This is a genomic window from Echinicola sp. 20G, assembly GCF_015533855.1.
GTDB lineage: Bacteria > Bacteroidota > Bacteroidia > Cytophagales > Cyclobacteriaceae > Echinicola.
Map to the genome: position 1 here is coordinate 4,066,594 of NZ_AP024154.1, position 15,710 is coordinate 4,082,303.

The 15,710-nt window shown below is 43.5% G+C and carries 9 protein-coding genes; all 9 read left to right on the forward strand.

Going from position 1 to position 15,710, the window contains the following annotated elements:
• Positions 1-10: 10 nt before the first annotated feature.
• The 9 genes from JL001_RS16460 (at position 11) to JL001_RS16500 (ending at position 15,520) form a co-directional block, all read left to right on the forward strand.
• Positions 11-1,909, forward strand: a complete 1,899-nt coding sequence (locus JL001_RS16460; RefSeq protein WP_200978057.1) for a RagB/SusD family nutrient uptake outer membrane protein — start codon at positions 11-13, stop codon at positions 1,907-1,909.
• A 40-nt stretch (positions 1,910-1,949) separates the two neighbouring features.
• The gene (locus tag JL001_RS16465; protein ID WP_370567385.1) at positions 1,950-4,970 is read left to right on the forward strand and encodes a SusC/RagA family TonB-linked outer membrane protein; all 3,021 of its coding nucleotides are present in this window, start codon (positions 1,950-1,952) and stop codon (positions 4,968-4,970) included.
• A gap of 30 nt (positions 4,971-5,000) precedes the next feature.
• Positions 5,001-6,764, forward strand: coding sequence for a RagB/SusD family nutrient uptake outer membrane protein (locus tag JL001_RS16470; protein WP_236252859.1), 1,764 nt, complete (start codon positions 5,001-5,003; stop codon positions 6,762-6,764).
• Between the two features lie 52 nt (positions 6,765-6,816).
• Positions 6,817-7,842: a DUF5627 domain-containing protein gene (locus JL001_RS16475; RefSeq protein ID WP_200978061.1), complete on the forward strand. Its 1,026-nt coding sequence runs from the start codon at positions 6,817-6,819 to the stop codon at positions 7,840-7,842.
• Between the two features lie 29 nt (positions 7,843-7,871).
• Positions 7,872-10,010, forward strand: coding sequence for an endo-1,4-beta-xylanase (locus tag JL001_RS16480; protein ID WP_200978063.1), 2,139 nt, complete (start codon positions 7,872-7,874; stop codon positions 10,008-10,010).
• Positions 10,011-10,084: 74 nt separating this feature from the next.
• A complete protein-coding gene (locus JL001_RS16485) occupies positions 10,085-11,338 on the forward strand; it encodes a cellulase family glycosylhydrolase (RefSeq protein ID WP_200978064.1) in 1,254 nt (417 codons plus the stop codon).
• 25 nt (positions 11,339-11,363) lie between these two features.
• The gene (locus JL001_RS16490) at positions 11,364-12,515 is read left to right on the forward strand and encodes an endo-1,4-beta-xylanase (protein ID WP_200978066.1); all 1,152 of its coding nucleotides are present in this window, start codon (positions 11,364-11,366) and stop codon (positions 12,513-12,515) included.
• A gap of 84 nt (positions 12,516-12,599) precedes the next feature.
• Positions 12,600-14,120 carry a glycoside hydrolase 43 family protein gene (locus tag JL001_RS16495; protein ID WP_370567411.1) on the forward strand — a complete coding sequence of 507 codons (1,521 nt, stop codon included), beginning with the start codon at positions 12,600-12,602 and terminating at the stop codon, positions 14,118-14,120.
• A 14-nt stretch (positions 14,121-14,134) separates the two neighbouring features.
• Positions 14,135-15,520 (forward strand): family 43 glycosylhydrolase, encoded by a 1,386-nt coding sequence (locus tag JL001_RS16500; protein ID WP_200978070.1) that lies wholly within the window; start codon positions 14,135-14,137, stop codon positions 15,518-15,520.
• Positions 15,521-15,710 lie beyond the last annotated feature (190 nt).

Below are 15,710 nucleotides of genomic sequence, written 5' to 3' on the forward strand. Positions count from 1 at the left end.
AGCCAATCCAATGAACAATGTTATAAAATCATTATTGAGGGGATCCACATGGATAGCAATATTTTTGATCGTTTCCTCTTGCGAAGACTACCTGGAAAGAGCACCTGAATCTATTATTTCTGAAGAGCAGGCCTTCCAAAATTTCACCAATTTCCAAGGCTATGTGGAGGAGTTGTACCATTGCGTGCCCAATTTTACCTTGTCCAATTGGGTAAGTTCTTGGAACTGGGGAGAGGATGAAATTGAATCCACAGCCGGCACTTTTACCTTTTCTTATAACGTGGACCGAGGCAACTTTTGGGCCTGGCAAGTAGAAAATGGTGCAGGAAACAATGGTTGGCTGGATGCCAATGGAGCCAATACAAATAGGGATCATAAAAACAAAGGACTTTGGCCACTTGCGTGGTATGGTATCCGCAAAGCCAATATGGGGCTGGAAAATCTTTCCCTGATGACAGATGCTACTGAAGAGGAGCGAGAGTTGATTGAGGGACAATTATTGTTTTTCAGAGCTTGGTTTCACTTTTCATTGATCCAGTATTTTGGTGGTCTGCCTTATGTGGACCAAGTATTGCCCAGTGATGAACAGTTGACGTTACCACGTTTAAGCTATCATGAATGTGCCGAAAAGGTTGCTCAGGACTTGGAAAGGGCTGCTGAATTGTTACCGATCAACTGGGATGATACCGCGACCGGGAGAAGGACATTGGGAAAGAACCAGCAACGGATCAACAAAATTATGGCCTTAGGCTATTTGGGTAAAAATTATCTTTGGGCAGGAAGTCCCTTAATGAATTCAGTATCTACAGGAAGCGATACTTATCATGTCGAATATTGTAAGAAAGCTGCAGATACTTTTGGCCAATTATTACAACTTGTGGAAAGTGGAGAAACCCAATATGCTTTGCTGCCTTTTGACAGGTATAATGATAATTTCTATACGATAGGACAAAACTGGGCATTGGCCGGAGGAACAGAAGCTATATTCAGGTCAGTGTATTACTCTGCCAATGATACACACTGGCGTATTTCAAAGCAGTATAAACCTACCTTCATGGATGAAGGTGACCCGACCAATTTATACCCGACTGCCAATTATGTCCATGATAATTTCGGGATGGCCAATGGCCTGCCGCTACCCGATGACATTACCCAAGCTGATCTTGAATCAGGTTATGATCCCAACTATCCCTGGAAAGAACGTGATCCACGTTTTTACAAGACGATCGTATTTGACGGTGTAAAAGTGGTCCAAGGTGCAATTCCAGATGCTAATCAGGAAGTTAATCGATATGCTAACCTCCATACCGGAGGTAGTTATAGAGAAGTGGTGACAGGAAGCCTATCGGGGTATGCCTCGCGTAAATTCTCCCCACTGACAGCCAATAAATACGATAGATCCTATGATTGGGGGTCTGCCATGCACATCAATGTACCTTATATGCGATTAGCGGACATCTACCTGATGTATGCGGAGGCCACTTTGATGGGCTATAATGCCATCGGAGCTACTTCTTCTACGTTCGGTAAAACTCCAGTTGAGGCAGTAAATACTATTCGTGACCGTGCTGGTATGGTAGGTGTCCATGACAAGTTTTTAGGCTCAGTAGATGTGTTTTTACGAGAATTGAGAAGAGAAAGGGCAGTTGAGCTGGCTTTTGAAAGACATCGATTTAATGATCTTCGCAGATGGATGTTATTTATCCAAGAGCCTTATACCATCAAAACTTCATTCGAGTTTGATCGCGCAGGGGAATTCAATACTGATGATCCTACCCAAAACCGAATTGTGAACATGAGGGAGGAGGTGATCATTGAGCGAAATTTCACTTCCAAGCACTATTGGCTGCCGCTGAAGCTGGCCGATGTAAGCCTTTATCCTGAATTAAATCAAAATCCAGGATGGTAAGTTGTATTACTTTTTTGATGATAAAACTTAATGAACTTAAATGATGAGATATATAAAAATTATTTCGGTATGCTATGTTTTCCTTGTGCTTTTTCCAATGCACTTGGTGGCGCAGGATGCCTTGAAGATTAGCATTGAGCCTTTGGTTAGGGCCAGCTCTGGGGACCCAATACGAGGAGCTATAGTGACTAGTGATCAGGATGACTATTCGGCCGTATCGGATAGCTTAGGAAACGTAAAGTTGGAAGTAACTTCCAATGCCTATCTGGCAGTGGAGGCTCCGGGTTATGAGACTAAAATCCTACAGGCACATCCAGGACTGGATGAAATTGTACTGTTTCCTTATCTGGAAGGAGAGGAAGTATTGGTTGCGTTTCAAAAGAAGGATAAGCGAGATCTCACAGGGGGTGTTTCCTACGTAAACATGCCCAAAATATTGGAGGAAAATTACATTACCTATCCACTGGACGGGATGGAAGCTTATGTGGGAGGATTCAATGGCAACCTATGGGGCAACAACAGTTACCTGACCCTGGTTGATGGTGTACCACGTGACTTGGGAAGTGTGATGCCCACGGAAATTGCGCAGATTACTTTCCTGAAAGGCGTCAATGCCATTGCCCTTTACGGAAGCCGAGGTGCCAAGGGGGTATTGTTGGTCACCACCAAAAGAGGCGTAGCCAATACCCAAACCATTGATGTACGGACCAATGTCGGTGTCAATGTCCCCAAAAGCTATCCCAAATATCTTGGTTCGGGTGAGTATATGAGCTTGTACAATGAGGCGCGATCCAATGATGGACTAAGCCCTTTGTATACTGAAGAGGATATCTATAATCATGCTTCGGGAAGCAATCCCTATCGTTACCCCAATGTTGATTATTATTCAGACGATTATTTACAAAAAGCCTTTACTCGCTATGATGCTACTATGGAGATTTCCGGTGGCAATGAAAGGGCACGGTATTATACCAATCTTGGTTTTTGGACAGAGGGTTCCGTGTTGGATTTTGGACAGGCTGCCGAAAACGCCAATGAAAGGTTCAATGTGCGTGGAAATGTAGATATCAACTTGAATGATTACATTTCGGCAAAAGTGGATGCGGCGGCCATCTTCTACAATGGCAAAGGAATCAATGCAGATTATTGGGGAGGATCCACCACTCTACGCCCTTACCGTTTTACTCCGCTGGTTCCGATCGATATGCTGTCCCCAGATGATGAGGTATCTCAAAATTATGTGCAGAGTAGCCAGCACCTGATTGATGGAAAATATTTGTTGGGAGGGACACAGTTGGATCAGACCAACCCCATTGCAGGAAGTTATGCAGGTGGATCGTCAAAATATACCAGTAGACAGTTTCAGTTTAATGCTGGCCTAGATGCCGATTTAAGAAATGTATTAGAGGGCCTTTCCTTCAGTTCACTTTTTGGACTGGATTATGCCACTTCCTATAACCTTTCATTTAACAATGAATATGCTGTTTACCAGCCCAGCTGGATCAATTATAACGGGGAGGACGAAATTGAAAGTTTGACCAGGTATGGTCAAGATGCCAGTTCCAAAACCCAAAATATCAATAATAGCTGGTTCAGACAAACACTATCTTTCTCTGGACAACTGAACTATCAGAAAAACATAGACAACAGACATCATGTATCGGCCATGTTGATTGCAAATGGTTTTCAGACTGGTGAATCCGGCCTATATCATAAGGTAAGTAATGCTAACCTTGGCTTGCATGGAAGTTATGACTATAAATCAAAGTATTACTTGGATTTTAGTGGTGCTATGGTTCATAGTGCCAAATTGGCACCGGGCAATCGGAATGCTTTTTCCCCCACCTTATCTATTGGGTGGAGGATCAGTGAAGAGGATTTTCTGGCTTCTTCCAGCATAGTGGATGATCTTAGGTTATCTGTTTCTGGAGGGATCCTCCATACCGACTTGGACATTGAGGAATATTACCTATATGAAGGAATTTATACTGATGAAGGCTCCTGGTACGAGTGGAAGGATGGACTGAACAATACCGCCACTGACGTAAGGAGGGGTGAAAACTTGGATTTGGCTATGCCAAAGCGGGAAGAGTTCAGCGTAGGACTGGATGTTTCACTATTTGATAAGTTCATTACGCTGAACGGGTCCTTTTTTACCAGCAAAATGACTGGATTGTTTGTACAGAATACCAATATTTATCCCAATTACTTTAATACAGGATGGCCAATATCCTCTTGGATTCCTTATATCAACTACAATAATGATCAGCGCACAGGGTTGGATTTCCAATTGAATTTGAACAAGCGCATTGGGCAGGTGGATTGGACCTTAGGCTTTTCAGGTATTTATTATGATACCAAGGCTTCCCAGAGGTCAGAGAATTTAGAGTTCGATTATCAAACTAGAGTTGGGAAACCATTAGATGGTATATGGGGACTTCAAAGCTTGGGCTTTTTCTCAGGAGTAGATGATATTGAGAACTCTCCGGAGCAGGCTTTTGGTGAAGTAAAACCTGGAGATATAAAATACAAAGACCAAAATGATGATGGTATTATCAATGCCCAAGATGAAGTTTATCTTGGTAGGGGAGGTTGGTCTGGCGCTCCGTTGACCATGGGCATTAACCTATCTGCTAAATACAAAAACTTCACCTTCTTTGCTTTAGGAACAGCCCGGACAGGAGCTTATGCGATGAAAACCGATAATTATTTCTGGGTAAATGGCGATGATAAGTACTCCGAAGTGGTCAGAGATAGATGGACTGAAGCTACCAAAGAAACAGCCACATTTCCACGGCTTACTACTTTAAATGGTGCCAATAATTTCCGCAACTCTGATTTTTGGATGTACAGTACGAACAGGTTTGACCTTTCTCGGGTCCAGCTTTCCTATACCTTCCCAAACAGCTTATTTGGTGAGCGATTTTTAAAAGGACTTGATATTTATGCCAATGGTGCTAACCTGTTGACTATTTCACCCAACAGGGACATTCTCGAAATGAATATTGGCAGTGCCCCACAGAACAGGTTTTATAATGTTGGTATCAAAGCGAAGTTTTAACTAGACCCAAAAATAACCATGAAGATAAAAATGAATATAAAACTCGTCATTATGGCCTTGGTGTTGACGACCAGTTGTAGTGACCTTATTGATCCCGCAGTGGAAAATATCCAGCGCAAGGACCTGATCAGGGAGAGGCCCAGTATGGTACAGGGGTTGTTGTTGAATGCTTATTTAAGGATTCCCACTAACGGTTATAACTTTAGTGAAATGGCCACTGATGATGCGGTCAGCAATGATCTTGACAATGGCTTCCTAAACATGGCCACTGGACAATGGGCGTCCAATTTCAATCCTGCAGACCGTTGGAACGCCGCCAATTCCGCCATACAGTATCTCAATGAGATGTTAGTGGAAGTAGGTAATACAGAATATGCTTCCAAACCTGTTGTCAATCAAATGTTTATGGATCGATTGACCGGAGAGACCTATGGTTTGAGGGCCCTTTTTATGTATTATTTGCTTCAAGCACACGGTGGAATAGCAGGAGGAGAACTATTGGGGGTTCCTATATTTTTGGAACCACAATCAGTAGATTCTGATTTTAATATACCGAGGGCAACCTTTGAGGCTTGTATGGCACAACTCTACTCAGATGTTGAGAAGGCCTTGGAGCTCTTGCCTATGGATTACTATAATATTAATAATGAATCACTCATACCTTCCAAGTACCGGGAAGAAGGCACCGGGGTAAATGATTACAATAGGGTATTCGGAGATGATGCCAAGCAGTTGGTGTCAGGTAGGATCGTACAGGCCATCCGAGCACAGGCAGCATTGTTGGCGGCGAGTCCTTCTTTTAATTTGGACAATGACCAGAATAAGTGGGCCGATGCCGCAACCTATGCAGGAAATTTATTAAATGATATCGGAGGGGTAAGCGGATTGGATCCCAATGGAGTGACCTGGTACAATAACAGGTCGATAATTGACGGCTTGGGAGCTGGAAACAATCCACCGGAAATCCTCTGGAGGGGCTCTATCGGCGGCCCTACCAATAACCTGGAAACGCAGAATTTTCCCCCTACGCTGTACGGTGAAGGCTTGGTCAATCCTACCCAGAATTTAGTAGATGCCTTCCCGATGGCCAATGGCTATCCCATTGGTGACCCGGCCTCAGGGTATGCGGAGGATACACCTTATGCCAACAGGGACCCAAGGTTGGCCCAGTTCATTTTGCTCAATGGAAGTACTGCAGGCCCGACGGGCGTTTCCATCAATACCGCCTTGGATTCGGATACCAACGATGGACTGAACAAGGTGGAAACATCCACGCGTACAGGTTATTATATGCGAAAATTATTGCGCCAGGATGTTAACCTCGATCCTGTGGCCAATACTGGGCAGCGGCACCTGCAGCCAAGAATGCGCTATACCGAGTTCTTTTTGATCTATGCAGAAGCAGCCAATGAAGCTTGGGGGCCAATGTCCAGTGGATCTTTCGGGTTCTCCGCCTATGATGTTATCAAGGCGATTCGTGAAAGGGCAGGTATTGGTGCTGACAATGGAGATGCTTACTTGGAGTCCGTAAAAAGTGACCCAGCTGCCATGAGGGAACTGATCCGAAATGAAAGGCGATTGGAGCTTAGTTTTGAAGGTTTCCGCTTTTGGGACCTAAGAAGGTGGGATGCAGACCTGACCGAAACGGCACAAGGGATGCGGATTGAAAATGAGAATGAGTATTCCGTTATCAATGTAGAAAACAGGGTTTATCAGGATCATATGATCTATGGACCTATCCCTTATAGTGAGCGATTGAAATTCAGTGCGCTTCAACAGAATACCGGTTGGTAATTGTTTTGAAAGCTATGCATAACTGGTTTTAAGTGAATTAAATTCAAAAACAATGAAAAAGATACCATACATATTAATAGCGATTGTCTTGATATTTTCATCCTGCGAGAATGAGGATTGGGAATTCCCGGACTTTGATTACCAAACGGTATACTTCGCTTACCAATTTCCTGTCCGTACGATCACTATGGGGGAGGATATTTTTGACACTTCCCTGGACAATGAAGGAAAATTTAAACTAATGGTTACAACAGGAGGAGTTTATTCTTCACCCAATGATGTATCTGTTCAGATAGAAGTGGACGAGTCTTTGGCAGAAGGACTGTTATTTGAAGAAGGAGGTGACGAAATAGAAATATTGTCATCAGAATATTACCAACTAAACACAGAGACGGTGATCATTCCCAGAGGAGAGATAGCCGGAGGAGTTGAAGTACAGTTGACCGGGGCTTTTTTCAATGACCCAAGGGCCATCAAAAAAACCTTTGTATTACCGGTCAGGATTACCAATGTTACCAATGCTGACTCTGTGCTATCCGGTATACCGATAGTGGAAAATCCTAAAAGGGCGATAGCTGATGACTGGTTTCCAGCACCAAAGGATTTTACCTTATATGCCCTTAAATATGTGAATGAATGGCATGGGAATTACCTCCGTAGAGGAAGGGATATCATTACGGGAAAAGAAGTGGGGGTAGTCGATGAAACCATTACCAGACGTGAGGAAAGTGTGGAATATGATGAGATCAATGAATTGCTTACCCAATCCCTTTCTCAGGTTTTGTTCCCCTTGACCTTTTCGGGTGAGGGAGGTGAAAATATTACCGCCGACTTGTTGTTGACTTTTGATAGTGAGGGTAATTGCTCCGTTTCTGCCGCACATGGTGGGTACACCGCATCCGGTAGTGGAAGATTTGTGAAAGATGGGGAAAAGTCAAGTTGGGGAAATGAAGACAGAGATGCTGTATATCTGGAATATGAGGTTGATTTGCCCCAAATGCATGTGGCCTCAATGGATACCTTGGTGCTTAGGGACCGGGGTGTTGGGATGGAGGTCTTTAGCCCTGTACTTAAATAATCTATTGATGACTTTAATCCGATATTAATATGAAAAAAAGATATATCAGTTTTCTAGGCGGAGTGGTCTTGTCATTAATGACTTCCTGCGTGGATTATGTGCCTACAGATGAATACCAAGTTGAAAAACCGGAAAGCATCGCACTTCAAGAAGAAATCAATGCCTATCAAACCTTAAAATCTTATGTGGACAGTACTGCTCATCCAGGATTTATCCTGGGTGGAGCGGTGAACCAGTCCGAATATGCCGATAAAGGGGTGATGTACCGTTTGATCAATAGTAATTTCAATGAAATCACGGCCGGTTATGGCATGAAACACGGTGCTATCGTACAGGCGGATGGCAGTTTGCTGTTAGGTGGAGTCAATGCCTTGTTTGAAGCTGCTACTGCGGCAGGAACGACAGTCTATGGTCATACGCTCTGCTGGCATGCTAACCAAAATGCAGGCTACTTAAATGGATTATTGGAGCCACTTGTGGTGAATTCTCCAGCTTTTGCAAATGAACTTGATCTTTCAGGAGCCATGTCCGGAAACCTCACTGGCTGGACCAGCCAAGGAGATATGGTTTTGTCCGAAAATGATGGAATGGGCGAAGGAACATCAGCTTTCAAATTGACTGCTGGTGCTAACTTATCAGCACCTGAAGACCTGCAATTGACTACGCCTGAGATTACCATCGAGCCAGGAAATGAATACGAAATAGTGGCTTATATCAAATCCGATAGGGCTGCTGAAGGAAGAATCAGTTTTGAAGGATTGGAGAATAATGAACCAGAGATGGACTGGATGGGAACTGGCACTGCTTCATCTACTTTTCAAACCACCATGTCTTGGAAAGAAATAAGGTTTAGGGTCAGTGATTTTCAGGGGGAAACATTCAAGATCAAGTTTGATTTAGGTTATACTCCTGGTGCTAGCCATTACCTGGATATTAACAACCTGTATGTCTATAATCCCAATGGCGAGCCAATGATCAATAATCTTGTAATGAATGGGGATTTTGAATCCGGTACCGGCTGGGGAGGTTGGGGCAATGGTTCTACCCGAGGAATCACCGAAGAAGGGATGGGTTTTGGTGGAGAAGGCAAAGCTTTCTATGTTACCAACCCTTCTGTAACCGGCGGTTTTTGGGAAGTGCAGACCTCTTATGGTTTTGCGGAACCCCTTGAAAACGGAGAAGCCTACAAATTGTCCTTTTGGGTAAAGGGAGATGCCCAGGGCATTATCAGACCGGAACTCCAGAGCCCCGATTATTCTTCAAATGGCTTTGGCCAAGTGATGGTAACGCAGGAATGGAAGCAGGTCGAACTGACTACCACGGCAACCGCAGACGATAGAAGCAGGCTTATTTTCAGTTATGGGGAATATGCCGGTACGGTTTACATTGACAATGTGGTCCTGAGCAGTGCTTCCTTATCTGGAGGTAGCACTACTTTGGTGCAGAAAACACCTGAGGAAAAAGAGTCGATCATTTCCGGAGAATTGGAAAGATGGATATCAGAGATGGTCACCAACAGTGCCGAACATGTCAAAGCTTGGGATGTAGTCAATGAGCCAATGGATGACAACAACCCGTCTGAGCTGAAAACAGGAATTGGAAAAACAGATAAAGCTGCTGATGAATTTTATTGGCAGGATTATATGGGCAAGGATTACGCTGTCAAGGCATTTCAGTGGGCAAGGGAATACGGTAACCCTGATGACCTTCATTTTATCAATGACTATAATTTGGAATATAACCTGGATAAGTGCCAGGGCATCATCGATTATGTAGCGTACCTAGAAAGTCAAGGCGCACAAGTGGATGGTATCGGGACCCAGATGCACATTGGGATTGATTCCAACAAACAAAATATTGCCAAGATGTTTGAGATGCTTGCTGCCACAGGAAAGTTGATTAAGGTCTCAGAATTAGATGTGAGGGTCAACACTTCTACACCTAATGCGGAAATATTAGGGCAACAAGCAGCAATGTATAAATACGTAGTGGATATGTACAATGAATATGTACCTAAGTCACAACAATACGGAATCACCGTTTGGGGCATAAAGGACAGTGCCGATGATGCCTCTTGGCTTCCTGGTGAAAGGCAAGGCCTTTGGAACCAAAACCTTAATAGGAAACCGGCCTATGTGGGTTTTGTGGAAGGTTTGCAAGGTTTATGAATCATGCATTTTGACCAGTGATGGAATAATAACACCATCACTGGTCATATCTCTAGCTTAAAATATCAGTGAACATGAAGAATGCCAATGCAGTAGGCATAGTGATATTATTATGTTTGTTTTTTAGTTGTAAGATGGAGGATTCAGCACCTTCAGATTCTAAAGAACCCAATGAGATACAACAACATGAAAAGAATTTTTCTTGGCCAAATTCAATACTTCCCTTACATGTGGAAGGTAAGTTCCTTCAAGATCCATGTGGGAATAACGTTAACCTTCATGGTGTGGCGATGACACCCAGTCCTTGGTTTAATGGGGGTGCTGTAGGGGAATGGAGATGGAGTAATTATGATGTGGAAGGCTGTCTTGAATATAATCAAGCGGTAATGGACAAACTATCCGCAGGCGATGAGGATGGTTGGTTCTTGAACTATATCAGACTGCATATAGACCCTTATTGGTCCAATACACCGGGGGAACCCATTCCTGAAAATGATATTTCAAGGTTTGATTTTGACCGTTTTGTCACTGCTGTTGATGAAGTCATTGTGCCTTTGATTGAACATGCAGCATCAAGAAGCATGTATGTAATTCTGCGACCTCCAGGTGTTTGCCCTCATGATATCGCTGTTGGGGATGATTATTATCTCTACTTAATGAAAATTTGGGATTATCTCTCGCAACATACTGATCTGAAAAATGCGGACCATGTAATGTTTGAGTTGGCCAATGAGCCCATACATATTTTGGGAACCAACGGTGAATATGGCAGTGATACGCCTGCCCATTACGAAGCCTTGCAGCAGTTCTTCCAGCCAATTGTGAATAGGATCAGGGACAATGGTGCAGAAAATATCCTTTGGATTCCCGGTTCGGGATACCAGTCCCATTATCGGGGTTTTGCAGACTATCCCCTTCAAGGAGATAATATTGGCTATGCGGTGCACCTGTATCCCGGTTATTGGGGCCAGGATCTCAATGACCCTACGGTTCTTCGACAGCAGTGGGAAAGGAATTACAAACCTGTAGCTGATTTTGCTCCTATAGCGGTAACGGAAATAGATTGGGCTCCGGAGCAATATGCCGTATGGGGAAAAGGAGGTATTACCGGTGTGGCCAATGGCTGGGGATTTGGTGCCAATTTTAAGTTCCTGGCAGATGAAACGGGCAATGTCAGTTGGAATTTACTGTCTCCGGAAAACTTGATTGACCGTGGTGATCTCGATGGAGGAATAGCTTTTGGTGCTGACCCTGATGCCTGTGCAAAGCCTGTGCATGATTGGTTTAGGGAATATGCGAAAGAATTGGAATTGTGTAAAAGTGAATAAGGCAAAATATATAAACAAGTAAAAGATGATTCAATATATCCAGAAACAAATCTGTTTCATTCTCATAGGGGGATTGGTATTGGCTTTTGTTGCCTGTAGTACCTCAGGAGAATCCGTGAAAAAATCAGCATCCACTTTACAAGATGCTTTTCAGAAAAAATTCCTGATAGGTACAGCCCTCAATGCTCCACAAATAATGGGAAGGGATTCTGCCACGATGCAGGTGGTGAAAACACATTTCAATAGTATTGTTGCAGAAAACATTATGAAAAGTGGAATGCTTCAGCCCAGGGAAGGGGACTTTCGGTTTGATCTGGCCGATCAGTTTGTGGAATTTGGTGAAGAAAACAATATGCGGATCCATGGTCATACCCTTGTATGGCATTCTCAAGCTCCCAGGTGGTTCTTTACAGATGAAGAGGGGAATGAGGTGTCGCCAGAATTGCTGACCGAACGAATGCGAAAGCACATTTATACGGTAGTGGAACGTTATAAAGGTCGGGTGCATTCCTGGGATGTGGTCAACGAGGCAATATTGGATGATGGAAACTATAGAAATAGCAAATTTTATCAAATTTTGGGTAAGGATTTTATCAAACTTGCCTTTCAGTTTGCCCATGAAGCCGATCCGGACGCAGAACTGTATTATAATGATTTTTCTATGTCCCAACCTGGCAAGCGTGAGGGTGTAGTCAAGATGGTCAAGGAACTTCAGGAACAGGGTATACAGATAGATGGTATAGGTATGCAGGGACATATAAGTTTAGAACATCCGAAAATTGAGGAATTTGAAAAGAGCATTCAGGCCTTTTCTAAGTTGGGTGTGCAGGTCATGGTTACCGAATTGGATCTTTCCGTACTTCCTTCTCCATGGAATAGAGATGCAGGGGCTAATATTTCGGATAATGTGGATTATCAGAATAAGATGAACCCCTATCCTGATGGATTGCCTGATAGCGTAGAGGAAGCATTTGATGATCGCTATCTGGAGTTTTTTAAGTTGTTTATAAAATATGAGGATGAAATTTCAAGGGTAACCCTTTGGGGGGTAAATGATTCCAATTCATGGAAAAACGGATGGCCTATAAGAGGAAGAACAGATTATCCTTTACTTTTTGACAGAGAAAATAAAGCAAAGCCTATTGTAGAAAAACTGATTAGGGTGGCTAATCAATAAACCATAATTGAAATAATCATGGTAAAATATAGAATTAGAAAAAAGGGAGATTTACTAACGATATTAGCTTTTTTGATAACGGTTATGTGGAGCCACGCAGTGTTGGCCCAAGGTAAGGCCGCAAAAAATCCTATAATCCATGCGGATGTTCCGGACATGTCCATGGTGCGTGTTGGTGATACTTATTATATGAGTAGTACCACCATGCATATGAACCCAGGTGTTCCCATTATGAAATCCAATGATTTGTCCAATTGGGAACTGATCAACTACGCTTATGATCGATTGGGGGAAGTGGATGCAATCAATCTGGAAAATGGCAAGAACGCCTACGGAGCGGGGTCTTGGGCAAGTTGCTTGAGATTTCACAAGGGAACTTATTATGTAAGTACCTTTTCTTCCACGACAGGGAAGACCTATATTTTTACCACTGAGAATTTGGAAAATGGGCCTTGGGAATCCCATACTTTTTCACCTTCCTATCATGACCATACATTGTTTTTCGATGAGGATGGCAAAATTTATATGATTTGGGGAGGGGGAAAACTCCGCATGGTGGAGTTAAAAGAAGATCTATCTGGAGTCAAGCCAGGTACTGAAAGGGTGTTGATAGAAAACGCCACTGCTCCTTCGGGACCTAATGTGATGCTTCCGGCAGAAGGATCACAATTGTTCAAGGTAAACGGAAAGTATTACCTCTTCAATATCTCTTGGCCCCAAGGGGGAATGCGGACGGTCATTGTCCATAAAGCTGATCAGATAACCGGGCCTTATGAAGGAAAGGTCATGTTGCAGGACAAAGGAGTCGCTCAGGGAGGACTAATAGATACGGCAGAAGGGACATGGTATGCCTATTTGTTTAGAGACTATGGGGCTGTTGGCAGAATTCCCTATTTGGTGCCTGTTGAGTGGGTTGATGATTGGCCTGTACTGGGAGAGGAAGGGAAAGTACCCGGCCAATTGGACCTTCCCGCCAATGGAAGCCTGATCCCCGGTATTGTGGCTTCAGATGATTTTAAGCTCAAAAAGAAAGACAGGGACCTGCCATTGGTTTGGCAGTGGAACCATAACCCTGATCCGGCATATTGGTCGGTTAGGGAAAGAAAAGGATACCTGCGCCTAACCACGTCCAGGGTAGATACTTCTCTTATGGAAGCTAAAAATACCCTGACCCAGCGGACCATAGGCCCAAAATGTACAGGCGTCACCAGAATTGATATAGCGGGGATGAAGGATGGGGACTTCGCTGGCCTTGCCCTCCTCCAAAAACTTTATGGACAGTTAGGGGTGAAAGATGAGAATGGCCAAAAGGTGTTGGTGATGATCAATGCAGATTCCGGAGAGGCTAAAGAAATTGAACGTGTCCCGCTCAACACAAGCTCAGTTTACCTGAAAGCCTTTTGTGACTTTACCGATCGCCGCGATGAAGCCAATTTCTTTTACAGCCTTGATGGCAAAGATTGGAAGGCTATCGGGTCTACCCTGCACATGAAGTATACGCTGCCCCATTTTATGGGTTATCGCTTTGCCTTGTTCAATTATGCGACCAAATCGCCGGGAGGCCATGTAGACTTCGATTACTTTCATATTACTGACCAACCCTAATCAGATTTATTCAAATGCCTAAAATAACCTATTATACCAACTACTTTATCATAACAGCCCTTTTTGTCCTTTGGCCAGGAATTTCCAAGGCCCAGAATCCTTTGATCAAGGACCAATTCACAGCGGATCCATCGGCCATGGTAGTAGGGGACAGAGTTTATATCTATCCTTCACACGATATTTATTGTGAAGAAAATAACGGAAGGGAAAATTGGTTTTGCATGCAGGATTACCATGTTTTTTCTTCTGATAACCTCAAGGAATGGACGGATCATGGCGTCATCCTCAGCCAAGAAAATGTACCTTGGGGCAATCCTACTGCCAATAGCATGTGGGCACCTGACTGTATCGAAAGGAATGGGAAATATTATTTCTATTTCCCGAACCATAGCAATGCCTCGAGTGTGAATGGTGAAGGTTTTACCATTGGGGTGGCTGTGGCAGACCATCCAGAAGGGCCATTTGTCCCCCAAGCAGAACCGATAAAAGGGGTAAAGGGAATAGATCCGAATGTGTTTATTGATGATGATGGCCAGGCTTATCTCTATTGGTCTCAAGGCCATATTTATGGTGCAAAGCTAAAGGAAAATATGCTGGAATTGGCATCAGCACCTGTGATCTTACAGGAGCTCCCGAGCAAAGGCCTGAAAGAGGGTCCCTATATGTTCAAAAGAAAAGGTAGTTACTACCTGACCTATCCTCATGTAGAAAATAAAACTGAAAGACTTGAATATGCGCTGGGCAATCAACCCTTAGGTCCATTTGAGTTTCAAGGGGTGATCATGGATGAATCTCCCACAGGCTGCTGGACCAACCACCATTCGATCATCGATTTCAAGGGACAGCATTATCTTTTCTACCACCATAATGATTATTCCCCTGATTTTGATAAAAACAGGTCTATAAGGGCTGATAGTTTATTTTTTGAAGCAGATGGAAGTATTCGAAAGGTAGCGCCAAGTCTACGGGGCATAGGATTGAGCAGTGCTTTTGAGAATGTCCATCTGGATCGATACAGTCAGCTCAGTGAAACAGGAGCTACAATCGTCTTTTTGGAAGAGTCAAATCCATTTCTAGGCTGGAAAACGATTTTCGGAAATCAGGAAGGCTGGGTCAAATTTGATGCGGTTGATTTTGGTAAAGGAAATGCCCAAAGTATGACCTGGAGAGTCAGGGCTCCCCAAGGCGGAAAAGTTCAAATCAGACAAGGAAGCAAAGAGGGACAGTTGATCAGTGAGGTAAAGCTGGACAGGAATGCTGAATGGCAATCCATCACGGTTCCAGTGGCACATCAGCCTTCTGGTATTCAGGATTTGGTTTTACAAGGAAGCGGAAAGATAGAAGTGGATTGGGTAAGGTGGGAAAAGCCCACGGAAGGGCTGGGAAGCTTATCGAAGTGAAGTGGATATAATGGATGATAAATGATTTTCAAGAGAGTATGCTTGTGATTGGATATTAGGTAATTATAATGTGGGACATTAATGTGTATTCGGAAAGATGTGCGAAAAAGAAAATTTAAACGGAAATCCAAAATTTGGCCTTTGGGAAAAACAAAAAGGTAGAACTGTTACTCGATCTGTTAAGCAGTTA